Origin of the sequence: Burkholderia mycopellens (assembly GCF_964265025.1) — a bacterium.
In the GTDB taxonomy this organism is placed as follows: Bacteria; Pseudomonadota; Gammaproteobacteria; order Burkholderiales; family Burkholderiaceae; genus Burkholderia.
On record NZ_OZ183803.1, the window covers coordinates 1,181,749 to 1,206,156 of the forward strand.

General features: G+C 67.1%; 23 protein-coding genes. 20 read left to right on the forward strand and 3 right to left on the reverse strand.

Features of this window, described 5'->3' with window-relative positions:
* Positions 1 to 5 precede the first annotated feature (5 nt).
* The 5 genes from ACPTTC_RS23590 (at position 6) to ACPTTC_RS23610 (ending at position 4,268) form a co-directional block, all read left to right on the forward strand.
* Positions 6 to 389 (forward strand): hypothetical protein, encoded by a 384-nt coding sequence (locus ACPTTC_RS23590; RefSeq protein ID WP_423394135.1) that lies wholly within the window; start codon positions 6 to 8, stop codon positions 387 to 389.
* 76 nt (positions 390 to 465) lie between these two features.
* Positions 466 to 1,953 carry a Do family serine endopeptidase gene (locus ACPTTC_RS23595; RefSeq protein ID WP_423394136.1) on the forward strand — a complete coding sequence of 496 codons (1,488 nt, stop codon included), beginning with the start codon at positions 466 to 468 and terminating at the stop codon, positions 1,951 to 1,953.
* Positions 1,954 to 2,017: 64 nt separating this feature from the next.
* Complete coding sequence (locus tag ACPTTC_RS23600) at positions 2,018 to 2,500, forward strand: YbaB/EbfC family DNA-binding protein (RefSeq protein WP_423394137.1); 483 nt, start codon at positions 2,018 to 2,020, stop codon at positions 2,498 to 2,500.
* 103 nt (positions 2,501 to 2,603) lie between these two features.
* A complete protein-coding gene (gene tecA, locus ACPTTC_RS23605; RefSeq protein WP_423394138.1) occupies positions 2,604 to 3,083 on the forward strand; it encodes a type 6 secretion system effector deamidase TecA in 480 nt (159 codons plus the stop codon).
* Between the two features lie 291 nt (positions 3,084 to 3,374).
* Positions 3,375 to 4,268 carry an IclR family transcriptional regulator gene (locus tag ACPTTC_RS23610; protein ID WP_413227031.1) on the forward strand — a complete coding sequence of 298 codons (894 nt, stop codon included), beginning with the start codon at positions 3,375 to 3,377 and terminating at the stop codon, positions 4,266 to 4,268.
* A 97-nt stretch (positions 4,269 to 4,365) separates the two neighbouring features.
* Here ACPTTC_RS23610 and ACPTTC_RS23615 read toward each other — a convergent pair whose 3' ends face one another.
* Positions 4,366 to 5,445: a porin gene (locus tag ACPTTC_RS23615; RefSeq protein WP_423394139.1), complete on the reverse strand. Its 1,080-nt coding sequence runs from the start codon at positions 5,443 to 5,445 to the stop codon at positions 4,366 to 4,368.
* Positions 5,446 to 5,889: 444 nt separating this feature from the next.
* On the opposite strand from ACPTTC_RS23615, the gene ACPTTC_RS23620 reads away from it, so the two are divergent.
* The 14 genes from ACPTTC_RS23620 to ACPTTC_RS23685 all read left to right on the forward strand — a co-directional run bounded on the left by ACPTTC_RS23620 (position 5,890) and on the right by ACPTTC_RS23685 (position 19,225).
* Positions 5,890 to 6,207 (forward strand): non-heme iron oxygenase ferredoxin subunit, encoded by a 318-nt coding sequence (locus ACPTTC_RS23620; protein ID WP_011354710.1) that lies wholly within the window; start codon positions 5,890 to 5,892, stop codon positions 6,205 to 6,207.
* A 1-nt stretch (position 6,208) separates the two neighbouring features.
* Positions 6,209 to 6,520, forward strand: coding sequence for a recombinase-like helix-turn-helix domain-containing protein (locus ACPTTC_RS23625; RefSeq protein WP_175957761.1), 312 nt, complete (start codon positions 6,209 to 6,211; stop codon positions 6,518 to 6,520).
* A 52-nt stretch (positions 6,521 to 6,572) separates the two neighbouring features.
* Positions 6,573 to 7,643, forward strand: a complete 1,071-nt coding sequence (locus ACPTTC_RS23630; protein ID WP_423394140.1) for a Rieske 2Fe-2S domain-containing protein — start codon at positions 6,573 to 6,575, stop codon at positions 7,641 to 7,643.
* The gene (locus tag ACPTTC_RS23635) at positions 7,636 to 8,406 is read left to right on the forward strand and encodes an SDR family oxidoreductase (RefSeq protein WP_423394141.1); all 771 of its coding nucleotides are present in this window, start codon (positions 7,636 to 7,638) and stop codon (positions 8,404 to 8,406) included. The genes ACPTTC_RS23630 and ACPTTC_RS23635 overlap by 8 nt, the downstream gene beginning before the upstream one ends.
* 29 nt (positions 8,407 to 8,435) lie before the next feature.
* Positions 8,436 to 8,963: a cupin domain-containing protein gene (locus ACPTTC_RS23640; RefSeq protein ID WP_423394142.1), complete on the forward strand. Its 528-nt coding sequence runs from the start codon at positions 8,436 to 8,438 to the stop codon at positions 8,961 to 8,963.
* Between the two features lie 18 nt (positions 8,964 to 8,981).
* Positions 8,982 to 9,878 carry an alpha/beta fold hydrolase gene (locus tag ACPTTC_RS23645; protein ID WP_423394143.1) on the forward strand — a complete coding sequence of 299 codons (897 nt, stop codon included), beginning with the start codon at positions 8,982 to 8,984 and terminating at the stop codon, positions 9,876 to 9,878.
* Positions 9,875 to 10,732 (forward strand): IclR family transcriptional regulator, encoded by an 858-nt coding sequence (locus ACPTTC_RS23650; RefSeq protein ID WP_423394144.1) that lies wholly within the window; start codon positions 9,875 to 9,877, stop codon positions 10,730 to 10,732. The genes ACPTTC_RS23645 and ACPTTC_RS23650 overlap by 4 nt, the downstream gene beginning before the upstream one ends.
* Entirely contained in the window at positions 10,729 to 11,526 is a 798-nt protein-coding gene (locus ACPTTC_RS23655) for an SDR family oxidoreductase (protein WP_423394145.1), read from the forward strand. Before ACPTTC_RS23650 ends, ACPTTC_RS23655 begins: the two co-directional genes overlap by 4 nt.
* Positions 11,519 to 13,189 (forward strand): thiamine pyrophosphate-binding protein, encoded by a 1,671-nt coding sequence (locus tag ACPTTC_RS23660; protein ID WP_175957767.1) that lies wholly within the window; start codon positions 11,519 to 11,521, stop codon positions 13,187 to 13,189. Before ACPTTC_RS23655 ends, ACPTTC_RS23660 begins: the two co-directional genes overlap by 8 nt.
* Positions 13,182 to 14,009, forward strand: coding sequence for an aspartate dehydrogenase (locus ACPTTC_RS23665; RefSeq protein WP_423394146.1), 828 nt, complete (start codon positions 13,182 to 13,184; stop codon positions 14,007 to 14,009). The genes ACPTTC_RS23660 and ACPTTC_RS23665 overlap by 8 nt, the downstream gene beginning before the upstream one ends.
* A gap of 72 nt (positions 14,010 to 14,081) precedes the next feature.
* Positions 14,082 to 15,572 carry an aldehyde dehydrogenase gene (locus ACPTTC_RS23670; protein ID WP_423394147.1) on the forward strand — a complete coding sequence of 497 codons (1,491 nt, stop codon included), beginning with the start codon at positions 14,082 to 14,084 and terminating at the stop codon, positions 15,570 to 15,572.
* 18 nt (positions 15,573 to 15,590) lie between these two features.
* Positions 15,591 to 16,553: a VOC family protein gene (locus ACPTTC_RS23675; protein WP_423394148.1), complete on the forward strand. Its 963-nt coding sequence runs from the start codon at positions 15,591 to 15,593 to the stop codon at positions 16,551 to 16,553.
* Positions 16,550 to 17,794, forward strand: a complete 1,245-nt coding sequence (locus ACPTTC_RS23680) for an NAD(P)/FAD-dependent oxidoreductase (protein WP_423394149.1) — start codon at positions 16,550 to 16,552, stop codon at positions 17,792 to 17,794. Before ACPTTC_RS23675 ends, ACPTTC_RS23680 begins: the two co-directional genes overlap by 4 nt.
* Positions 17,795 to 17,824: 30 nt before the next feature.
* The gene (locus ACPTTC_RS23685; protein ID WP_226197803.1) at positions 17,825 to 19,225 is read left to right on the forward strand and encodes an MFS transporter; all 1,401 of its coding nucleotides are present in this window, start codon (positions 17,825 to 17,827) and stop codon (positions 19,223 to 19,225) included.
* A gap of 358 nt (positions 19,226 to 19,583) precedes the next feature.
* Here the strand turns inward: ACPTTC_RS23685 and ACPTTC_RS23690 are convergent, their stop codons facing one another.
* Positions 19,584 to 20,387, reverse strand: coding sequence for a DUF3472 domain-containing protein (locus tag ACPTTC_RS23690; RefSeq protein ID WP_423394150.1), 804 nt, complete (start codon positions 20,385 to 20,387; stop codon positions 19,584 to 19,586).
* Positions 20,388 to 20,926: 539 nt separating this feature from the next.
* On the opposite strand from ACPTTC_RS23690, the gene ACPTTC_RS23695 reads away from it, so the two are divergent.
* Positions 20,927 to 21,340 carry a PPC domain-containing DNA-binding protein gene (locus ACPTTC_RS23695; protein WP_423394151.1) on the forward strand — a complete coding sequence of 138 codons (414 nt, stop codon included), beginning with the start codon at positions 20,927 to 20,929 and terminating at the stop codon, positions 21,338 to 21,340.
* A 168-nt stretch (positions 21,341 to 21,508) separates the two neighbouring features.
* On the opposite strand, the gene acnB is transcribed toward ACPTTC_RS23695, so the two are convergent.
* Positions 21,509 to 24,094: a bifunctional aconitate hydratase 2/2-methylisocitrate dehydratase gene (gene acnB / locus ACPTTC_RS23700; RefSeq protein ID WP_423394152.1), complete on the reverse strand. Its 2,586-nt coding sequence runs from the start codon at positions 24,092 to 24,094 to the stop codon at positions 21,509 to 21,511.
* Positions 24,095 to 24,408: the final 314 nt, after the last annotated feature.

Below are 24,408 nucleotides of genomic sequence, written 5' to 3' on the forward strand. Positions count from 1 at the left end.
TGCGCATGAGGAGGCGACGACGCGGAATCGCGACGATCGTCTGCCTGCTGCTGGCAACCGGCGCACACGCGCAGGTCGGCCGCGCGGCGGCGAGTGCGGCCGCGCCTGCGCCGGCCAGTCCGGGTTCGGCCGCGAAGCCGGTGTGCGTCGATGCGGAGGTCGACGGCAAGCGCGCGCTGTCGTACGACTGCCTCAGCCAGCAGCTGAAGCCGAAGGCCGACCCGCAGGCGGGCGCGTCGCAAACGGATTCGGAGCGACTGTCGAAGCAGCCGTCGAACCGACTCGGCACGTTCAACCTGTCGACCGAGCGAAACCGTTTCGGCGCGAACTGGGGCCGGTCGGTGACGCCGCAGCGGCCCGATGCGCCGGTCGCGGTGCCGCCGAAGTAATGCATGCGGGCGAACGTGGGGCGCGGGTATCGATGAGCCGGCGGCGTTCCGGCGCGAACCGACGAGGAACAGCGACATGAAAGCGGGCAGGCACACGAACCGGGCGGCGATGCCGCGAGCGATGGCCGGCGGGCTGGCGTTGGCCTGCGCGTGCGTTTGTGCAACGGCAACGGCTGCCGAGCGGCCCGCGCAGTCGGGCGCTGCATCGCCGACGTCAACGTCAACGCCAACGCCAACGCCAACGCCAACGCCAACGCCAACGCCAACGCCAACGCCTTCCGTCGCGCTGCCGAATTTTGCCGCGCTGGTCCGGCGCGTCGGCCCGGCCGTCGTCAACATCAGCGTCACGCGCGAAGTCACGCAGATGGGCATCCAGTTGCCGCCGGGCATCGCGCCCGATCATCCGCTCGCGCCGTTTCTTGCGCGACGCGTGATCGGCAATCGCGAGGAGGTGAGCCTCGGTTCGGGCTTCATCGTCAGCGAGGACGGCGTGATCCTGACCAACCGGCACGTGGTCGGCGATGCGGTCGCGATCGACGTGAAGCTGACCGACAAGCGGCAGTTCAAGGGGCGTGTGATCGGCAGCGATCCCGTTTCCGACGTCGCGGTGATCCGCATCGACGCGCACAACCTGCCGGTCGTCGCGACCGGCGACCCCGCGCGCACCGAAGTGGGCGACTGGGTGATGGCGATCGGTTCGCCGTACGGGTTCGCGAACACGGTCACGCAGGGCATCGTCAGCGCGAAATCGCGCTCGTTGCCCGGCGAGCGTGCGATTCCGTTCATCCAGACCGACGTGCCGATCAATCCCGGCAATTCGGGCGGCCCGCTGTTCGACCTCGGCGGCCGCGTGATCGCGATCAACTCGATGATCTTCTCGAAGACGGGCGGCTATCAGGGGCTCGCGTTCGCGATTCCGATCGATATCGCGCTCGACGTGAAGGACCAGTTGCTGCGGACCGGCAAGGTCACGCGCGGCCGGCTCGGCGTGGCCGTCCAGGAAGTGAGCCAGGCGCTTGCGCGTTCGTTCGGCCTCGCCAACCCGGACGGCGCGCTGATCACCGTGGTCGAGCCGGATGGCCCGGCCGCGCATGCGGGCCTGCAGCCGGGCGACGTCGTACTCGCGGTCGACGGCAGGCCGGTCGCCGAATCGGCGGACCTGCTCGGCGCGGTCGCAGGCATGCGGGCCGGGCGGCAAACCGACCTGCTCGTGTGGCGCGCGGGCCGGGCGATGCACATGAGCGCGACGGTGGGCGCATTCGACAGCGGCACGGCGTCGGCGAGCGGCGAGCAAGGGCCCGCGCGGTTCGGGCTCGCGCTGCGCGCGGCGACCGACCAGGAGCGCCAGCGGCTCGGCGTCGGCCAGGCGCTCGTCGTCGAGCAGGCGAGCGGCCAGGCTGCCCGCGCGGGGTTGCAGCCCGGCGATGTCGTGCTGTCGGTCAACGGCACGCCGGTCGCGAACGTCGGCGCGCTGATGACCGAGATCGACGCCGCGCACGGCAACGTCGCGCTGCTCGTCCAGCGCGGCGGCACGCGCCTGTACGTGCCGATCGAGATCGGCTGAGGGTTGCAGGACGAGCGGGCGACGCAACGCGGCGCGTCGGCGCATCGGCGAAACGGGAGGCGGGATGAAACGAATGCAGCAGTGGGGCGTATCCGGTGGGTGGCGGGCGATCGTCGTCGCGTGGGCGCTTTTCGCAGGTGCCGTGTCGATGGCCGTCGCACAGACGGCCGACGTGCCGCAAACGTGGATCCGCTACGGACAGCTCGCCGGGCGGCAGTTCCAGACGTGGCTCGAAGCCGACGGCGACGCGGCCGATCGTCTGCACCGCTATCTCGAAGCGCGCGTATTGAATGCGAGCGCCGAGGCGCCCCCGCCCGCGATCGTCGTGCGCGCGTGGATCGGCACGAGCGGCGCCGTCACGCGCGTCGAATTCGCGTCGCTCGGCGATCCCGACGCGGACGCGACGCTGCGGCAACTGCTCACCGCCGGCCCACTGACGGAGCCGCCGCCGCCCGACATGCTGCAGCCGCTGCGCGTGCGCCTGCGGCTCGCGCCGAATCCCGATGCGGCCGCCGCCGCGCCGGCATCGGCGGCGCGCATGCCGTGACGTCCGGAGCCGTGCGCGCGGGCCAGGCCGGATATCGTAATAAGATATGAGGTTATTGCGTTGGCGGGGCGATGACGCCTCGCTGCTTCCACAGGAGCCACCCATGCAATTGACCCCGTTGGGCGCGCAGGTCGCCCAGTTCGGTTTCCCCGAGCGGCAGAGACACGCACAGGCGCTGATAGCCGGCACGGCCGACATCAACACGTATGTTTCCGGCGGCGTCTGCTACGACGCCGCGGCCTATGTGCGGTATCTGATGCGCGCCGACGCGATGATCACGCCCAACACGCTGCTCGACACGATTGGTCAGCACTGGCGGCCGCGGTTCAACTTCGAGAACGGCAACGAATGGGACGGGCGCGCGAACATTCCGGCCGGGACCGCGGTCGGCTTCTCGCGCGGCGGTTCCGTCTTTCATGCGGCGATCGCCGTCGGCGGCACCGCGATCCGGGCCGTGAACGGCGGGCTCCTCGGCAGCGGATGGCGGTATGCGGTCGACCTCGCACGCGTGCTCGAACCGGCCGCGGCCGGCGGCTTTACGTACGACCGCGCGAACATCCGGGTTCATCTGTCGCGCCTGTAGCACTCGGGCCTTCCGGCGCAGCATGCCGCGCCGGCCGCGATCCGGAGGCCGCTCGCCGCAAACGCGGCCGGGCGGCGGCTACCCGCCGTCCGGCGATTTCCGCATGGCGTCGCGCTGTCCATCACTGCTATCCTCTCGACCGTGAATGACTCTTCATGGAGTCGTGGCGGCGCATGCTGCGTCGCGGCGAAGCGCGCGGGTGCCACTGCGTGCGCGCCGGGGCGGCATGACCGGCCGTCCACGACGATCCGTGGCCTGTTTCGTGACTGATTTCCTACCGTCCATGTCCACATGGTCAAGACAACGATGAGCGACGCACCTGAAACCGCGGCGCCCGGCGACGACGAATCGCATGGCGGCGCGTCGTCCTACCTGGTGCCGGGGCTCGAACGCGGGCTGCGGATCCTCGCCGAATTCTCCGCGCGCGAGCCGGTGCTCGGTGCGCCCGAGCTGTCGAAGCGCATCGGCATTCCGCGCACGACCACGTTCCGCCTGCTGCAGACCCTCGAAGCGCTCGGTTTCCTCGAGCGCGTGAATGGCGACCGCTATTTCCGGCTCGGTGTCGGCGTGCTGCGGCTCGGCTTCGAATACCTGAATTCGCTCGAACTGACCGATCTCGGCGGGCCCGTGCTCGAACGGCTGCGCGATGCGACCGGCCTGTCGACGCATCTGCTGATCCGCGACCAGCGCGACGTCGTGTTCGTCGCGAAGGCGCAGAGCAACGCGTCGATGTTCGGTTCGGTGAAGGTGCACGTCGGCACGCGCCTGCCCGCGCATGCGACCGTGCACGGCCACGTGTTGATGGGCGACCTGACGCGCGACGCACTGCGCCAGCTCTACCCGGAAAAGCGCCTCGAGCAGTTCACCGAGCGCACGCCGGGCACCGTCGACGAGCTGTACGAACGCGTGCGCCACTATGCGCGGCTCGGCTACGCGGTGAGCGAGGCGGCATTCGAGAGCGGCATTTCGGCGGTCACCGCGCCCGTACGCGATCATTCGGGCTCGATCGTCGCGGCGATCACCGCGACGGTGCCGCGTTCGGAGATCGGCGAGGCCCGCGAGAAGGAACGGCTCGTCGAGGCCGTGTGCGGCGCGGCGGTCGACCTGTCGCAGCGGTTGAACTATCGTCCGCTCGAAAGCGATCCGACATTCGCGCACGCGCGCCACAAGGTCGCGATGTTCTGAGTGTTGCGATGCGCGGCCGTCCAAAAGCCGCGCACAAACGACAAGAGCGGCCCGCGGGCCGCTCTTGTCGTTTCAGGCGGCGAACGCCTGGCTTCGTTCAGAACGAGTGGTGGATCCCGGTGAGCACGATCACCTGGTTCGCGGTGCTCGACACGCCTGCCGTGAAGAACGCGGCTTTCGCGCCGCCCGAACCGTGTTCGTACAGCACGTTTGCATACAACTGCGTGCGCTTGGACAGCGAATAGATGTCGCCGAGCTCGGCCTGCGTCCAGCGGCGGCCGGCCAGCGTCGTGGTCGCCGCGCCGCCCGCGATCGTGTTGAACGCGCTGCTGCGGTAGTTCACACCCGCGTCGTAGCTCTGGAACGTGTCCGAGAAGCCGTTCGACTGCATCTTCGTGCGCGTGTACAGGCCGTGCACGAGGAAGTCGCCGAACTGGTAGGACGCGCCCGCGCCGAGGTTCTCGACCTTGCTTGCGGTGTAGCCGTTCGCTGTGTTCTGCCCCTGGAACGACGTGATGCCGGTCGTGCTGATCAGGATCGAGCGGTCGTGCTCGTTCGAGTACACGGCCGACGCCTTGAACGGCCCGTTCGCGTAGTTCAGCGCGACGCCGAGCGACTTGCCGGTCGAGAAGTTCGTCGTGTTGCCGAGCGCCATCGTCGCCGCGGCCGAGAAGCCCGCGAAGGTCGGCGAACGGTACTTGACCGCGTTGTTGTACGGCACGTTGCCGGTCGCGGCGAGCCCGTCGATGTTGCCGGGGTGGAACGCGTACCAGCTCATCGCGAGGTAGGCCGTGCTGAGCGGATCGAGATAGTCGAACGACAGCGGCGTCTGGCGGCCGAGCGTCAGCGTGCCGTACCGTTCCGAGCCGAGGCCGACGAATGCCGCGCGGTTCCAGATCGTGTTCGCGGTCGCGAACTGACCATTGTTCGTATAGAAGCCGTTCTCGAGCTGGAAGATCGCCGACAGGCCATTGCCGAGGTCTTCCTTGCCCTTCAGGCCCCACCGATCGGGCTGCGTGTTGCCCTGGATCATCGCCCATTTCGCCTGGCCGCCGACGTTGTTCACGTACGCGACGCCCGCATCCATGCTGCCGTACAGCACCACGCTGCTCTGCGCCCACGCGCCCGACGCGGCGCCCAATCCGATCACTGCTGCTGCTACCGCATGCTTGACCATTTGATCTCCTGAATCTCCAACCTGATGAAAACGTACCGTGGCGGCATGCGCGGGAACGGCCGGCCGTCGCGCGTTTTCGCCATCGAGCGGGCATTCTTATGTTCCATATAAGGAACGATGTGCCTCTGATGGAATGGAGTATAGAGGCGGCGGGCACCGAGTCAAAAATAATTTTTTCGGGACGGATGGGTTTCGGACCGAAGCCCGGCAGCGGTGTCCAGTGTCTCGAAAAAGCCGGTAAATGCCCGTCACACAACAAAAAATTACATTTGATAAGGCAGGCGAAAGCGATCGTCGATCCAGCGGTCGGTGTTTTCCCTAGGACATGCTGCTTTTTGTTTTACTCGTGGAAACACACTCCTATAATCACCATCCATAAACTGACGTTCCGGATATGGAACAAATCGGAACAAACCGAGAGTCGATCAGAAGGAAGGGTGTGAGATGTCTGAACAATGGGTTTGCGCCGGGCACGCCGGCGCGCTGTCGGAAGACACGCCGATCGAGTTCAAGCGGACCGACGGCGTCGAAATCGGGATCTACCGCGTCGGCGACGACGTGTATGCGCTCGAGAACGTATGCCCGCATGCGTACGCGCTGCTGACGCAGGGGTTCGTCGACGAAGGCACGGTCGAATGCCCGCTGCACGAGGCCGTGTTCGACATCAAGACGGGCGAATGCCTGAAGGGGCCGGGCGGACGCGCACTGAAGCAGTACGCGGTGCGTCTCGCCGGCGAGGAAATCCAGATCAAGGTGGAATGACATGAAAGAAGCGACCGTCAACTTCAATCCCTTCCTGAAGCCGTGGGTGGCGCCGCAGCCGAACAACGTCGCGGGCAAGGGGCAGATCGAGATCCCCGGCCAGGTCGAGAACCAGGTCTGGCAGAACCGCAAGGCCGCACCGACCCAGTACGAAAACGACCTCGGCGATGCGCTCGAGCGCGTGTTCGAAGCCGGCGCGATCGAGCTGGACGATGTCGTCGCGGGCCTGAACCGCATCGGCTTCCGCGCGCCGGACGGCACGGTGTGGACCGCCGAGCGCTTCCGCGCCGAAATGGCCGCGCTCGCGGAATGACCGCTTAAGCGCTGGCAGCCGACCCGACGACAACCGCATCCGGAGCACACTGATGACGTCCCCCGTACAACACGCAGCCCAACACGACCCGGTCCGTGACTACCTCGACCGCGGCATCAAGAACTACTGGTATCCCGTCGCGCCGAGCTGGCAGGTGTCGAATGCACCGGTCGGCCTCACGCGCCTGTCCGAGCAGATCGTGCTGTGGCGCGATCACGACGGCAAGGTTCACGCGCTCGAGGATCGCTGCCCGCACCGCGGCGCTCGCCTGTCGCTCGGCTGGAACCTCGGCGGCAACATTGCCTGCTGGTATCACGGCATCGAAGTCGACGGCGGTGGCACGGTCAACCGCGTGCCGGCCGTATCGAACTGTCCGCTCGAAGGCATGAAGTGCGTGAAGTCGTATCCGGTCGAGGAGAAGGCCGGGGCGATCTTCCTGTGGTTCGGCGACGAAGCGCACGGCGAGCCGGCGCCGCTGAACCTGCCCGAGGAACTGGTCGACGACGAGTACGGCCACTTCCTGTGCGTGTCGAACTGGAAGTGCAACTACCAGTACGCGATCGACAACGTGATGGACCCGATGCACGGCGCGTACCTGCACGCCACCTCGCACTCGATGGCCGAAGGCGACAAGCAGGCCGAGATGCGCGTGCGCAAGACGGAAACGGGCCTGATGTTCGAGAAGATCGGCCAGCGCGACGTGAACTTCGACTGGGTCGAGCTCGGCGAAACGGGCTGCCTGTGGATGCGTCTCGCGATCCCGTACAAGCAGAAGTTCGGCCCGGGCGGCAACTTCGGGATCATCGGCTTCGCGACGCCGGTCGACGGCGACAACTGCCAGGTCTACTTCTGGCGCACGCGCAAGGTCAGCGGCTGGCAGCGCGACGTGTGGCGCTTCATGTACCGCAACCGCCTCGAGGGCCTGCACTGGGACGTGCTCGAGCAGGACCGCTACGTCCTCGAAAGCCTCGCGCCGAATGCGCGCGACCACGAATACCTGTACCAGCACGACGTCGGCATGACGCGCGTGCGCCGGATGCTGCGCACGCGTGCGCAGGAGCATCTCTCCGCGCTCGACGCGCATCGCGCGGCGCAGGCCGCAGCGGAGCCCTCGAATGGCTGAGCGCGCTCCGGTCGTGTCGCTCGCGGGGCGCCGCGTGCTCGTCACGGGCGGCGCGCGCGGGCTCGGCGCGGCGTTCGTGAAGGCGCTCGTCGAAGCGGGCGCGCAAGTGGCGTTCGGCGACGTGCTGGCCGACGAAGGCCGCGCGCTTGCCGCGCAACTCGCCGAAGCCGGCCATGTCGCGCATTGCTTCGCGCTCGATCTCGCCGATCCGGCGAGCGTCACCGCGTTCGTCGCGCAGGGCGCGGCGGCGCTCGGCGGCATCGACGCGCTGATCAACAACGCGGCGATCACGAACTCGGGCGGCAAGCTGTCGACCGAGCTCGACGTCGCGACGTGGGACGCCGTGATGAACGTGAACGTGCGCGGCGTGTGGCTCGTCAGCAATGCGGCGCTGCCGTACCTCGCGCAGTCGGGCCGCGGCGCGATCGTGAACCTCGCATCGGACACCGCGCTGTGGGGCGCGCCGAAGCTGCTCGCGTACGTCGCGAGCAAGGGCGCGGTGATCGCGATGACGCATGCGCAGGCACGCGAGTTCGGCGCGCACGGCGTGACGGTCAACGCGATCGCGCCTGGGCTCACCGAAGTCGAGGCAACCGCGTACGTGCCGGCCGAGCGCCACGCGTTCTACATGCAGGGCCGCGCGCTGACGCGTGCGCAGGTGCCCGACGACGTGACGGGCCCGGTGCTGTTCCTGCTGTCGGACGGCGCGCGCTTCGTGACGGGTCAACTGCTGCCGGTGAACGGCGGCTTCGTGATGAATTGATGTTTTCACCCTTGATGAAGGAGTTGACGATGGCGGACGCCGATCTCGAACGCAAATCGTGGGACCAGCCGGAAGGCGCAAGCTTCAACGACTGGATGGATGGGCGCGTCGCGCGCTACGCGACGCGGCGCTACGACTGGGACGCACTGAAGTTCCAGGCCGACTACGACCCGAAGTACCGCCGCGCGCAGATGCGCTACGTCGGCACGGGCGGCACGGGCGTCGCGAAGGACGTCAACACGGTGCCGGCCGGCGGCTTCACGTTCTCGACGATGGTCATCCCGGCCGGCAACATCGGCCCGAGCCACATCCACATGGACGTCGAGGAAATCTTCTTCGTGCTGCGCGGCAAGATGAAGGTGATCTGCGAGCGTGACGGCGAGACGTGGGAAGCGATCCTCGGCGAGCGCGACCTGATCTCGGTGCCGCCGGGCGTGTATCGCACGGAAATCAACATCGGCGAGGAAGATGCGCTGATGTGCGTGATGCTCGGTTCGCCGAAGCCGATCACGCCGACGTATCCGCCCGATTCGCCGCTCGCGAAGATCAAGCGCTGAGACGGAGCCGGTGAAGCAATGAGTGTCATCGACAAACGTGAACGCGACCGCACCGCGGCATTCGCCGCGCTGCTCGGGCAGTTTCCCGAACAGCGTTGCGCGGCCGGCGCGGCGGGCACGATCGGCTACCGTGAGGCCGGCGCGCAGCATGCAGGCCGTGCGCTGCCCGTCGTGCTGCTGCACGGGATCGGCTCGGGCGCCGCATCGTGGGTCCGCCAGCTAGACACGCTCGGCGCATCGCGGCGCGTGCTCGCGTGGGATGCGCCCGGTTACGGCGTGTCGACGCCGGTGCACGGCGCGTCGCCGGCCGCCGCCGATTACGCGGCGTCGCTGAACGCGTGGCTCGAGGCACTCGGCATCGAACGCTGCGTGCTGGTCGGGCATTCGCTCGGCGCGATCATCGCGGGCGGTCTCGCCCGCGTGATGCCCGCGCGGATCGCCGGCCTGTTGCTGGTGTCGCCCGCGGGCGGCTACGGCAGCGCCCCGGCTGAAACGCGCGAATCGCGCCGCGACGCGCGGCTCGCGATGCTGGCCGCACTCGGTCCGGCCGGGCTTGCCGAACAGCGCAGCGGCAACATGCTGTCCGGTTTCGCGAGCGAGGACGCGCGTGCGTGGGTGCGCTGGAACATGGCGCGCATCGTGCCAGCCGGCTATGCGCAGGCCACGCACCTGCTCGCGAACGCCGATCTCGCCACCGATCTCGCCGGCTTTCGCGGCCGCACGGCCGTGGCCGTCGGCGCGAACGACGCGATCACGCCGCCCGCCGCGTGCGAGCGGATCGCCGCGGCCGCCCATGTCGGGCTGCAGGTGATTCCGCAAGCAGGCCATGCCGGCTACGTGGAAGCACCGGCCGTCTATTCCGCACTGATCGACACGTTCTGCCGTCAGTGCGACTCACAGCGGGGGCTCTCATGAACGAACCGCTGCAACGAGACGACGCCGAAAACGGCAAGGGCGAAGCCAGTTACGTGGTGCCGGGTCTCGAACGCGGGCTGCGGATCCTCGCCGAATTCTCGCCGCGCGAGCCCGTGCTCGGCGCGCCCGAATTGTCGAAGCGGCTCGGCATTCCGCGCACGACGGTATTCCGTCTGCTGCAGACGCTCGAATCGCTCGGCTTCCTCGAGCGCGCGGACAAGGATCGCAACTACAAGCTCGGCATTGCCGTGCTGCGGCTCGGCTTCGAATACCTGAGCTCGCTGGAGCTGACCGATCTCGGCCTGCCCGTGATCGAAAGCCTGCGCGACGCGACCGGCTTCACGACGCACATCGTGATCCGCGACGGCCGCGACGTGGTGTTCGTCGCGAAGGCGCAGAGCCAGGCGCCGGTGTTCAGCTCGATCCGCGTGAACGTCGGCACGCGCTTGCCCGCGCATGCAACGACGCACGGCCACGTACTGATGGGCGACCTGTCGTTGAAGGAGCTGCATGCGCTGTATCCGGAAGGTGCGCTGAACCGGATGACGAACGCGACGCCCGAGACGGTCGACGCGCTGTACGACGTGATCCGCGAGGATGCGCTGCGCGGCTACGGCGTCAGCAATTCGTCGTTCGAGCGCGGCATCTCGGTGGTCACGGCGCCGGTGCGCAACGAGACGCAGAAGATCGTCGCGTGCATCACGGTGACGGTGCCGAGGCCGGAAATCGACGCGGCGCTGATCGCGGACGGCCTGATCGACAAGGTGCAGCGCGCGGCGGCGGAACTGTCGCGGCGGCTCAATTACCGCTCGGATGACGAGCACACGTTTCTGAAGGCATTAGGACTCCGATGATTGAGATCGATCTGACCGGGCAGGTCGCGGTGGTGACGGGCGGTTCGTCCGGCATCGGCCTCGCGACGGCCGAACGGTTCCTGCAGGCAGGCGCATCGGTCGCGATTTGCGGCCGCGACAGCGACCGTCTGACACGCGCCGAAGCGATGCTCGCTGAAAAATACCCGGGCGCGCAACTGCTCGCCGAGCGCTGCAACGTGCTCGACGAGACCGACGTGGCTGCGTTCTCGCAAGCGGTTTCGACGCGTTTCGGCCGTGCCGACATGCTGGTCAACAACGCCGGCCAGGGCCGCGTGTCGACCTTCGCCGACACGACCGACGACGCGTGGCGCGAAGAACTCGAACTGAAGTATTTCAGCATCATCCGCCCGACGCGCGCGTTCCTGCCGCTGCTGCGCGACGCGCAGGCGCCGACGATCACCTGCGTGAACTCGCTGCTCGCGCTGCAGCCGGAGCCGCACATGGTTGCGACGTCGTCCGCGCGCGCGGGCGTGCTGAGCCTCGTGAAGTCGCTCGCGACCGAACTCGCGCCGCAGCGCATCCGCGTGAACTCGATCCTGATCGGCATCGTCGAGTCGGGCCAGTGGCGCCGCCGTTACGAAACGCAGGCGCGGTCCGGCGAAAGCTGGGAGGACTGGACGGGCGCGATCGCCCGCACGAAGAACATTCCGCTGAACCGCTTCGGCAAGCCTGACGAGGCCGCCTGGGCACTTTTTTATCTCGCAACGCATCTGTCGTCGTACACGACGGGCAGCCATATCGACGTTTCTGGAGGCTTTGCACGCCATGTCTGAAAAAACCACGGTCGGCGAGCTGATTGCCACCTTCCTCGAGCAGTGCGGCGTGAAGACCGCATTCGGTGTCATCTCGATCCACAACATGCCGATCCTCGACGCGATCAACACGCGCGGCAACATCCGGTATGTCGGCGCACGCGGCGAAGCCGGCGCGTTGAACATGGCCGACGGCCTGGCCCGCGTGTCGGGCGGCCTCGGCGTCGCGTTCACCAGCACGGGCACGGCGGCGGGCAACGCGGCCGGCGCGATGGTCGAGGCGCTGACGGCCGGCACCGCGCTGCTGCACATCACGGGGCAGATCGAGACGCCGTACCTCGACCGGGATCTGGCGTACATCCACGAAGCCCCCGACCAGTTGTCGATGCTGGACGCGATCTCGAAGGCCGCGTTCCGCGTGCGCTCGGTCGAAACCGTGCTGCCGACGATCCGCGAAGCCGTGCGCATCGCGCAGACCGCGCCGACAGGCCCGGTGTCGGTCGAGATTCCGATCGACATCCAGGCCGCTGAAATCGAATGGCCGGAAGACCTGGAGCCCGCGCACGTCGCGGTTCGCGAGCACGACGCGGCCCGCGTCGCGAAGCTCGCCGACGCACTGGCGGCCAAGCGCCGCCCGCTGCTGTGGCTCGGCGGCGGCGCGCGCCACGCACGCGAGGAAGTCGAACGCCTCGTGAAGCTCGGCTTCGGCGTCGTGACGAGCGTGCAGGGCCGAGGCGTGCTGCCCGAGGATCATCCGGCGACGCTCGGCGCGTTCAACGTGCACGCGTCCGTCGAAGCGTTCTACAAGACCTGCGATGCGCTGGTCGTCGTCGGTTCGCGCCTGCGCGGCAACGAGACGCTGAAGTACCGGCTCGCGCTGCCGCAGCCGCTGTTCCGCATCGATGCCGACGCGCTTGCCGACAACCGCGGCTATCCCAACGCGCTGTTCGTGCACGGCGATTCGAAGCGCGTGCTCGCCGAGCTGGCTGACCGGCTCGAAGGCCGCCTGTCGGTCGATCCGCGGTTCGCGGCCGATCTCGCGGCGGCCCGCGAGCAGGCGGTGGCCGACGTGTCGAAGGGCCTCGGGCCGTACAAGCAGCTCGTCGATACGCTGCAGGGCGCCGTGGGCCGCGACTACAACTGGGTGCGCGACGTGACGATCTCGAACAGCACGTGGGGCAACCGCCTGCTGAAGATCTTCGAGCCGCGCTCGGGCGTGCATGCGCTCGGCGGCGGCATCGGCCAGGGCATCCAGATGGGCATCGGCGCGGCGCTCGCGGGCGCGGCGGCGAAGACGGTCTGCCTCGTCGGCGACGGCGGCCTGATGGTCAACGTCGGCGAGCTCGTGACGGCCGTGCAGGAAAACGCGAACGTGATGATCGTGCTGATGAACGACCAGTGCTACGGCGTGATCCGCAACATCCAGGACGCGCACTACGACGGCCGCCGCTGCTTCGTGCAGTTGCACCAGCCCGATTTCGCGCAGTTCTGCGCGAGTTTCGGCCTCACGCATTACCGGATCACGTCGCTCGACCAGGCCGAGGCGATCGTGCGCGAAGGGCTGGCGAAGGAAGGCCCGGTGATGGTCGAGGTCGACATGCTGTCGGTCGGCTCGTTCGCATCGAACTTCGCGGGCCCGCCGGTGAAGAAGGAAGAAACGCCGTCGGAGCGCCAGTATGCATAACGGGCAGAAGCGGGCCCACGCACCGGTCGACGTCGCAATGATCGGCTTCGGCGCGATCGGCGCGGCCGTGTACCACGCGGTCGAGCACGATGCGTCGTTGCGCGTCGCGCACGTGATCGTGCCGGAACACCAGCGCGCGGCGGTGCAGGGCGTGCTGGGCGGCGCGGTGGAGGTCGTGTCGTCGGTCGGCGCACTGGCGCGCCGCCCCGAGTTCGCGCTCGAATGCGCGGGCCACAGCGCGCTCGTCGATCACGTCGTGCCGCTGCTGAAGGCCGGCACCGACTGCGCGGTCGCATCGATCGGCGCGCTGTCCGATCTCGCGCTTCTGGATGTGCTCGCGCAGGCGGCCGACGAAGGCGACGCGACCGTGACGCTGCTGTCCGGCGCGATCGGCGGGATCGATGCGCTGGCGTCCGCGAAGCAGGGCGGCCTCGACGAAGTGCTGTACGTGGGCCGCAAGCCGCCGCTCGGCTGGCTGGGTACGCCCGCCGAGACGCTGTGCGACCTGCGTGCGATGAGCGAGGAAAAGGTGATCTTCGAAGGCAGCGCGCGCGATGCCGCGCGCCTGTATCCGAAGAACGCGAACGTCGCGGCAACCGTCGCGCTCGCGGGCCTCGGCCTCGACGCGACGCACGTGCGCCTGATCGCCGATCCGGCCGTCGTACGCAACGTACACCGCATCACCGCACGCGGCGCATTCGGCGAGATGACGCTGGAAATGAGCGGCAAGCCGCTGCCTGACAACCCGAAGACATCCGCGCTGACGGCGTACAGCGCGATCCGCGCGCTGCGCAACCGCGCGGCCCGCTGCGTGATCTGACCGGGCCGTTGAAGGTCCGCCCGCGCCACGGCGAAGGCGGACGTGCAGAGACAGATTTGTGGGACTTGTGACATGACTCCTTTCGATACGAGCCTCGTACCCGACGGCAACATCCTGATCGGCGGCGAATGGCGGCGCGGCCGTGGCGCGCCTTACGCGAGCATCTATCCGGCCGACCAGTCGCTGAACATGGAAGTGTCGACCGCGAATGCGCAAGACGCGGCCGAAGCCGTCGAGGCCGCCGACGCCGCGTGGCGCCGCGCCGACTGGGCCGGGCTGAAGCCGCACCTGCGCGCGCAAGTGCTGTACCGCATCGCCGATCTGATCATGCAGCGCCACGAGGCGCTCGCGAACCTGCAGCGTCGCGACAACGGCAAGCCGATCGGCGAGACGCGCGTGCTGGTGGCGAGCGCCGCGAACACGTTCCGCTATTTCGCGGCGTGCCTCGAAACGCTCGACGAGGAACTGACGCCGTCGCGCGGCGACTACCTGACGATGAGCGTGTACGAACCGATCGGCGTGATCGCGGCGATCACGCCGTGGAATTCGCCGATCGCGTCCGATGCGCAGAAGCTCGCACCGGCGCTCGCCGGCGGCAACGCGGTGGTGCTCAAGCCGGCCGAAGTCACGCCGCTCGTGTCGCTTGCGCTGGCTCGCATCTGCGAGAAAGCAGGCGTGCCGAAGGGCGTGCTGAGCGTGCTGCCGGGCAAGGGCTCGGTGATCGGCGACGTGCTCGTGCGTCATCCGCTGGTGAAGAAAGTGTCGTTCACCGGCGGCACCGAAGTGGGCCGCGGCATCGCGCGCATCGCGGCCGAGAAGCTGATGCCGGTGTCGCTCGAACTCGGCGGCAAGTCGCCGACGATCGTCTGCGAAGACGCCGATCTCGATCACGCGGTCAACGGCGTGCTGTACGGGATCTTCAGCTCGTCGGGCGAAGCGTGCATCGCGGGCTCGCGGCTGTTCGTGCAGCGCGCGGTGTACGACGCATTCATGGAGCGTCTGGTCGCGGGCGCACGCAAGCTGCGCGTGGGCGACCCGACTCGCCCCGACACGCAGATGGGGCCGCTGATCACCGCGAAGCATCGCGAATCGGTGGAGCGCTACGTGGCGCTCGGTCTCGAGGAAGGCGGCCGCCTGCTGTGCGGCGGTGAGCGGCCGTCGGGCGACGGGCGCGAGCACGGCTTCTTCTATCAGCCGACGATACTCGAAGGCCTGCCGAACAGCGCGCGCATCTGTCAGGAAGAAATCTTCGGCCCGGTGCTCGTCGCGATGCCGTTCGACGACGAGGCGTCGCTGATCGCGCAGGCGAACGACAGCGTGTTCGGCCTGGCGGCCGGCATCTGGACGCGCGACTACAAGCGCGCGTGGCGCATCGCGCGTGCGCTGGAGACGGGCACCGTCTGGATCAACACGTACAAGCTGTTTTCGATTTCCACGCCGTTCTCGGGCTGGAAGGAGAGCGGGATGGGGCGCGAGAAGGGGCGTCTCGGCATCCGCGAGTACATGCAGCAGAAGAGCCTCTACTGGGGCTTGAACGACGCGCCGCTGCCGTGGGCGAACTGAGCGAAGGGGAATGACGCAATGAGCATTTTGGGAATCGAGCAGATCACGTACGGCGTCGACGACCTCGCCACCTGCCGGCGCTTTTTCGCCGACTGGGGGATGAGGGAAGTCGCGCACGACGACACGCGCGCGCGCTTCGAGACGCTGAACGGCTGCACCGTGCTGGCCGTGAAGGCCGACGATCCGGCGCTGCCACCCGCGTTCGAAGCGGGCCCGACGCTGCGTGAAGTCACGTGGGGCGTCGCGACGCGGCAGGATCTCGACGCGCTGCGCACGAAGCTTGCCGGCCAGCCCGGGTATTACGCGCAGGATGACGCGATCGGCTGCATCGACCCGAACGGGATGGCGATCCGTGTCGAAGTCACGCGCAAGCGCGAACTCGACATCACGGGCTCGCCGTCGAACGTGTGGGGCCGGACGCTGCGCGTCGACCAGCCGAGCCCGATCTACCCGCGCGCGGAGCCGGTCGAGGTCGGGCATGTCGTGTTCTTCACGAACTGCCTCGATGCGCAGGAAAAGTTCTATCACGAGCTGCTGGGCTTCGAGACATCGGATCGTTACCCGGGCCGCGGCGCGTTCATGCGCTGCGCGCCGCACGGCGGCCACCACGACCTGTTCCTGCTCGCACTGCCGAACGGCAAACGCGGCCTGAACCACGTCGCGTTCACCGTGCGCGACATCCACGAAGTGTTCGGCGGCGGCCTGCACATCGACCGCTGCGGCTGGGAAACGCAACTCGGCCCGGGCCGTCACCCGGTGTCGTCCGCGTACTTCTGGTACTTCCAGAACCCGGCCGGCGGCCTGATCGAGTACTACGCGGACGAAGACGTGCTGACGCCCGAGTGGCAGCCGCGCGATTTCGAGCCGGGCCCGACCGTGTTCGCCGAATGGGCCGTCGACGGCGGCCTCGACGGTAATACGCGCCGGCAGAAGAGCGCGAAGGCGCCGGAAGGCAAGTTCATGACGGAGCGCAAATCATGAGCGAAGGGAACTCGCGGGAGCAGGCCGCGCCCGGCACGGTCGTCGTGATCGGCGGCGGCCAGGCCGCCGGCTGGGTGCTGAAGACGCTGCGCGCGGAAGGCTTTGCCGGCCGTCTCGTGATGATCGCGGACGAACCGCATCTGCCGTACGAGCGCCCGCCGCTGTCGAAGGCCGTGCTGGCCGGCGACGCCGACATCGAAACCGTGCGGGTCGTGCGTCCCGACGAATTCGACGCGCTGAACGTCGAAGCATGGCAGCCGGAACGCGCGGCATCGATCGACCGTGCGCGCCGCGTCGTGAAGACCGAAAGCGGCCGCGAGATCGAATACGACCGCCTTGTGATCGCGACCGGCGGCACGTCGCGGCGCCTGCCGGACGCCCTCGTGAAGACGCCGGGCCTGCATTACCTGCGCACGCTCGACGAAGCGGCCGCGCTCGGCGAGAAGCTGCGCGCGAGCCGGCGTGTGCTCGTGATCGGCGGCGGCTGGATCGGCCTCGAAGTCGCGGCGACCGCCCGCAAGCTCGGCGTCGAAGCGGTGGTGGTCGAAGGCGCGCCGCGGCTGTGCGGCCGCTCGGTGCCGCAGATCGTGTCGGATTTCCTGCTTGACCTGCATCGTGCGAACGGCGTCGACGTCCGCCTCGGCGCAGCGCTCGCATCGCTCGACGCGCAGCCGGGCGACGCGTCGAAGGTCCGCGCGACGCTCGCCGACGGTACGACGATCGACGCCGATTTCGCGGTGGCCGGCATCGGCCTCGCGCTGAACGCGTCGCTCGCGAGTGATGCGGGGCTGGCCATCGACGACGGCATCGTCGTCGACGAATTCGGCGCGACGAGCGACCCGGCGATCTTCGCGTGCGGCGACGTCGCGAACCATCACAACGGCTGGCTGAAGCGGCGCGTGCGGCTCGAATCGTGGGCCAACGCGCAGAACCAGGCGATCGCGGCTGCGAAGGCCGTGCTCGGCGTGCGTGCGCCGTACGCGGAGATTCCGTGGTTCTGGTCCGATCAGTACGACGTGAACCTGCAGATCCTCGGCGATCTGCCGGCCGATGCGCAGCTCGTCGTGCGCGGCGAGCTTGCCGCGCGCCGCGCAACGCTGTTTTTCGTGGGCGAAGGACATGTGAGAGGTGTCGTCGCCATCAACAACGCACGTGAGCTGAAGCTCGCGCGCAAGTGGATGAACCAGGGCCGGGCAGTGGATACGGAAGCGCTGGCAGACACGAGCAAGACTCTGGCCTGACCGGGCGACGAGACACAGGAGACATCCCGCATGAGCACTTTCGACAACGTCGTGGCCGGTCGCGCCACGATGGAAGCTGCCGCCTCCACGCCCGGCGCGATCATCGCGCGGCTCGAGCGGCTTCCCGCCAACGCGATGCAGATCCGCGCGCGCGTGCTGATCGGCGCCGCGACGTTCTTCGACGGCTTCGACGTGATCACGATCGCGGCGACGCTGCCGCTGCTGATTCACAAATGGGGGCTGTCGCCGACGCAGATCGGCATGCTGATCGCATCCGGCGCGATCGGCCAGCTGATCGGCGCCTTCCTGTTTCCCGCGCTGGCGGAGAAGCACGGCCGCGTGAAGGCGATCGCGTGGAGCTCCGCCGTGATCGGCGTCACGAGCATCGCGTGCGGCTTCGCGCCGACGTTCGAGATCTTCGTGTTGCTGCGGATTTTGCAGGGCCTGGGCCTGGGCGGCGAGTTGCCGGTCGCGGCGACGTACATCAACGAGATCACGCGCGCACATGGCCGCGGCCGCTTCGTGCTGCTGTACGAGATCGTGTTCCCGATCGGCCTGCTCGTATCGATGGCGCTCGGTGCGTGGCTCGTGCCGCGCTTCGGCTGGGAAATCATGTACTTCGTCGGCGGCCTGCCGCTGATCCTGTCGCTCGTGCTCACGCGCCTCGTGCCGGAATCGCCGCGCTGGCTCGCGTCGCGCGGGCGGCTCCCGGAAGCCGGGCGAGCGGTCGGCGCGTTCGAAGCGTCGGTGCGCGGCGAGCTGCCGCCGGTCACGCAGGCGGCCGCGTTCGACGAGATGGTGCGCCAGCATCCTAAGCGCAAGATGAGCGACCTGTTCAGCGCCGCGTATCGCAAGCGCACGCTCGCGGTGGCGACGTTGTGGGCGACCTGCGGGTTCATCCAGTACGGGCTGTCGACATGGCTGCCGACGATCTACAAGAACTTCTATCACGCACCGCTGCAGCTCGCGCTGAACCTCGCGGTGATCGGCTCGGTGATGGGCGTGCTCGGGTCGCTGGCGTCGGCGCTGCTGGTCGACAAGCTCGGCCGCAAGCCGGTGATCGTGTGGTCGTTCGTGCTGTGCGCACTGTCGCTGGCGTTCGCGGGCTTCTATCACGCGTCGTCGGTGTATGTCGTGTCGATCTTCTGCTCGCTGTCGCTCGGCTTGATGGCGTCGGGATTCATTACCGCGTACGTCTATACGCCGGAGCAGTATCCGACGAGCATCCGCGCGTCGGGCTGCGGGCTCGGCAGCGCATGGCTGAAGATCGCGTCGTTCGTTGCGCCGATGGTGGTGCCGCACGCGATCGTCGGCGGCAACCTCGCGCCGGCGTTCTACCTGATCGGCGTCGTGCCGCTGATCGCAGCGGTGACCGTGCACTTCGTCGGGATCGAGACGAAGGGGAAGGTGCTCGAGGCGCTTGAAGCGTAAGCGCGGCCGGCGGCAACGGATGAAGTGAAGAGGCCCGGGCGATGTCCGGGCATTTTCGTTCGAGGCGATCCGGTTGCGGCGGGGGCTGTGCGAACGCATGCAAGCGCCACCGCATGCCTGGCTGATCTGCTTCAGGAAATCCGGACCGAAATGGATGTTGGTGTTTCGACGCGAGACTCCCCGGAAGGAGGTTGGCGATGAAACGCAAACGGTTTTCGGTGGGGCAGACCGTGGCGGTACTCAAGCCGGCGGAGCGGAGGATGCCGGTGGCCGATGATTGCGAGCCGCTACAACTACGCTTTGCTGATCTCGCCTGACGCCCGCCGTTCCGGTGGCGGGCGCTGCGCGATAGCACCGCTTACTTCGGCGCACCGATGCTGCCAGGCAAGAAACCATTCTCGAGGCGGTAGGTCGCCGTGTTGACAAGCGTTATGCGTGCATTCGGTGTACCGGCGGCAACCGCGCACTTATCCTGCCCGGTGTTCAAACGAATCGACTGTTCGGTCGTCGGATACTCCACTCCCTTCAGGTAGAAACTCGGAAGGGCAGTCGTGTATCGCACGTATGGAACACAGACTCGCTGCGCGGGATCCTTCGGGCCGGCGTTGAATGGAAAGTACTCGTCGAACAAATAGGCCGATCGCGACAGGCCACCCCATGATGCAGGAATCGCAATCTTGCCCGTCGACGTCTTGACACCGGTACCCTTATCCGTGATCGAACCTTCGAGGGTTGCATCGCCGCCATCGGAATCCGGCGCACTGTACGTGATCTCCAGCTGGTAGGTATGTCCCGTTTGCCAAGCGAGGGCGAGGGAGCAGGAAGTTCCTGAGCCGCCGTCGGCACCGCCCGAACAGTTCGTCGCGAGCGGCGTTGTGCCGTTGTCAAACGCACTGAAGATAACGAGATTCGATCCCTGGGTGCGGGGCTGGAGGCCGGTGTAGATGGCATGGCCACCGTGCTCCGACGTTAACAGGTTCGCCCAGTAGTAGCTTCGGTTAACCGTGGTCGGAACCACTTCGGGCGTGATATCCCACGACATGCGGTCGTAACCACCCGCCGGTGGTTGCGGCGCCCGCGCGGAAATGTTCGGATCGGCCTGCACGGCGAGAGAAACGAATGCGGCCAAAAAAGCGGGTATGAGTCGGATCTTAGTCTTCATGGATTCTCTCAATTAATGTCTGGGTGGATGAAAAAGCAGAGACACATCATAGGCAGAGCGAAGAAGATCGGATATTGATATCCATCATCAATATATGATCAACATCATCGTGCGCATCGATGACTTGACCGGATATCGGTCAATATTTTTCATGATTAAAGATGCATTAATTTTATTGAAACATTCAGGCTATACCGATAATTTCCGTGAAGTTATGCCAAACAGGTTATCGTAAAAATAGGCGGGATTCCACGCGCCGTACTTATGGTGCGGGTGGTATTTGATGGAAATGTGTATTTCCGGAAATAAGATAATTAGTCGACCCTGAGCAATCCGCCGCCGCTCGTGCAGGGTGTGCGGGAAGTCGCTGGTGCGGCTGGCGTACCGGATGCGCGGATTGCGGGCGAGCGTTTTACCGGGTGATGCCGGCGCACCGCCGGGAGGGGGGGCGCAGTTTTCCCGAAGGTGGGTGACTTGCCGGATTCACGGGTCGAACGTACTCTTTGTCGACACCACGATTCACCAGCGGGTTCTTGACCATGCAAGCCCATCCTCTGCGTCTGTCCCCTGGCGACGATCTGCGCGCATCCATCGAGGAAGCATTGCGTGCGCACGACGCGCACGCCGCATTCGCGATCCAGGGCATCGGCAGCCTGAGCGTCGCGCAGTTGCGCTTTGCAGGCGCCGACCTGCCGACCGAACTGCGCGGCGATCTCGAAATCCTGACGCTGGCCGGCTCGGTCTCGCCGGACGGGGCGCACCTGCACATGTCCGTTTCCGATGCGGGCGGCCGCGTGACGGGCGGTCATGTGGCGAGCGGTTGCGTGGTGCGCACGACCGCCGAGATCCTGCTCGCGCTGCTTCCTGCTCATCGCTTCTCGCGCGAACCCGATGCGGGCACCGGTTTCAACGAGTTGGTGATCCGTCGTGAGCCGCGTGGCGAGGGCGCGTGAGCGTCGTGACGCAGCGGTAGAAACGCCGGCCATCGCGGCTTTGCCGCCATCTCCCAGTGGAGCTTGTTTCGGCGCCGCATAAAAAATGGCGCCGCAGGCATTGAGCCCGCGACGCCATCGCGTGGTGTGCTGCGACGTCAACCACCCGCCGCAGCCCGCTGCGCGTGCTTACAACTGCACGGTATCGGCCACTTCCTTGAAGTCTTCGATCTGGTCGAAGTTCATGTACTTGTAGATCTTGTCGCCGTTCGCGTTGAGCACGCCCATGTCGGCCATGTACTCTTCCTTGGTCGGGATCTTGCCCAGACGCGAGCAGATTGCCGCCAGTTCCGCCGAGCCGAGATACACGTTCGTGTTCTTGCCGAGACGGTTCGGGAAGTTGCGGGTCGACGTCGACATGACCGTTGCGCCTTCGCGTACCTGAGCCTGGTTACCCATGCACAGCGAGCAGCCCGGCATTTCGGTACGCGCACCGGCCGTGCCGAACACGCCGTAGTGGCCTTCTTCGGTCAGCTGCTTCTGGTCCATCTTGGTCGGCGGCGCGACCCACAGCTTGACCGGGATGTCGCGCTTGCCTTCGAGCAGCTTCGACGCCGCACGGAAGTGGCCGATGTTGGTCATGCACGAGCCGATGAACACTTCGTCGATCTTCGCACCGGCGACGTCGGACAGCGTCTTCACGTCGTCCGGGTCGTTCGGGCAAGCGACGATCGGCTCGTGGATGTCGGCGAGGTCGATCTCGATGACGGCCGCGTACTCGGCGTCGGCATCCGGCGACAGCAGTTGCGGGTCGGCCAGCCACTGCTCCATCGCCGCGATACGGCGCTGCAGGCTGCGCGGATCCTGGTAGCCCTGCGCGATCATCCACTTCAGCAGCGTGACGTTGCTGTTCAGGTATTCGATGATCGGTTCCTTGTTCAGGTGCACCGTGCAACCGGCGGCCGAACGCTCGGCCGACGCATCCGACAGCTCGAACGCTTGCTCGACCTTCAGGTCGGGCAGGCCCTCGATTTCGAGGATGCGGCCCGAGAAGATGTTCTTCTTGCCTTGCTTGGCGACCGTCAGCATGCCTTGCTTGATCGCGTACAGCGGGATCGCGTTGACGAGGTCACGCAGCGTGACGCCCGGCTGCATCTTGCCCTTGAAGCGGACCAGCACCGATTCCGGCATGTCCAGCGGCATCGTGCCGGTGGCGGCCGCGAACGCGACCAGGCCCGAGCCTGCCGGGAAGCTGATGCCGATCGGGAAGCGCGTGTGCGAATCGCCGCCGGTGCCGACGGTGTCGGGCAGCAGCATGCGGTTCAGCCACGAGTGGATCACGCCGTCGCCCGGGCGCAGCGCGATGCCGCCACGCGTGCTGATGAAGTTCGGCAGCGTCTGGTGCGTCTTCACGTCGACCGGCTTCGGATACGCGGCGGTGTGGCAGAACGACTGCATCACGAGGTCGGCCGAGAAGCCGAGGCACGCGAGATCCTTCAGTTCGTCGCGGGTCATCGGGCCCGTGGTGTCCTGCGAGCCGACCGAGGTCATCTTCGGTTCGCAGTACGTGCCCGGGCGGACGCCCTGGCCTTCCGGCAGACCGCATGCACGGCCGACCATCTTCTGCGCGAGCGAGAAGCCCTTGCCGCTGTCGGCCGGCTGGTGCGGCAGGCGGAACAGCGTCGACGGCGCGAGGCCCAGCGCTTCACGTGCCTTCGCGGTCAGGCCGCGGCCGATGATCAGCGGAATGCGGCCGCCGGCACGCACTTCGTCGAACAGCACGTCGGACTTGACCTGGAATTCGGCGATCACGTTGCCGTCCTTCAGCGCTTTGCCTTCATACGGGCGCAGTTCGACCACGTCGCCCATTTCCATCTGCGACACGTCGAGCTCGATCGGCAGCGCGCCGGCGTCTTCCATCGTGTTGTAGAAGATCGGGGCGATCTTGCCGCCGAGGCACACGCCGCCGAAGCGCTTGTTCGGGACGAACGGGATGTCTTCGCCCGTGAACCACAGCACCGAGTTGGTGGCCGACTTGCGCGAGGAGCCGGTGCCGACCACGTCGCCCACGTAGGCGACCAGATGACCCTTTTCCTTCAGCGATTCGATGAACTTGACCGGGCCGCGCTTGCCGTCTTCTTCCGGCGTGATGCCCGGGCGCGCGTTCTTCAGCATCGCCAGCGCGTGCATCGGGATGTCCGGGCGGGTGGTGGCGTCCGGGGCCGGCGACAGGTCGTCGGTGTTGGTTTCGCCCGTCACCTTGAAGACGGTGATGGTCAGGCTTTGCGGCACTTCCGGACGGCTCGTGAACCATTCGGCGTCGGCCCAGCTTTGCAGCACGGCCTTCGCGTGCACGTTGCCCTGGTCGGCGAGTTCCTTGACGTCATGGAACTGGTCGAACATCAGCAGGGTTTTCTTCAGTGCGTCGGCGGCCACGGCAGCGACGGCCTCATCGGACAGCAGCTCGATCAGCGGCTGGATGTTGTAGCCGCCCAGCATCGTGCCGAGCAGTTCGGTCGCGCGTTCGCGCGAGATCAGCGGGCAGGCGGTCTCGCCCTTGGCCACGGCGGCCAGGAAGCCGGCCTTCACGCGGGCGGCTTCGTCGACGCCGGCAGGCACGCGATGGGTGATCAGGTCGACCAGCGTCTGCTCTTCGCCGGCGGGCGGGTTGGTCAGCAATTCGACCAGTTCGGCGGTCTGCTGAGCCGTCAGCGGCAGGGGAGGAATACCGAGCGCGGCGCGGGCGGCCACGTGAGCACGAAAGTTTTCAAGCATGGGGAGACCTGCTGATATTGCGTTTGAGGGGAAGGCCTTGCCGGCACTCCAGGGCTGTTCCAGACACTGCTTTGCAGCGGGATTCTAATCTCAATGCGCTTTGACGTCAAATGTCTTATGTCTTATATAAGAGTTGAGTTTGGGGCGTGAGGAGACGTGGTGGCGCGGGGGAGTCGGTCGTTGCGGACGTGTAGCGCAGGCGCGGGTGGGCGTGCGTGCGGGCGAGGTTTGGCGGGGGGTACCCGGTCGTCGCCGGGAGGCGCAGAGGGCGGCGGGGTGATGGTGCGGGGCGCTCGGCTGCGCTCCGGAATCGT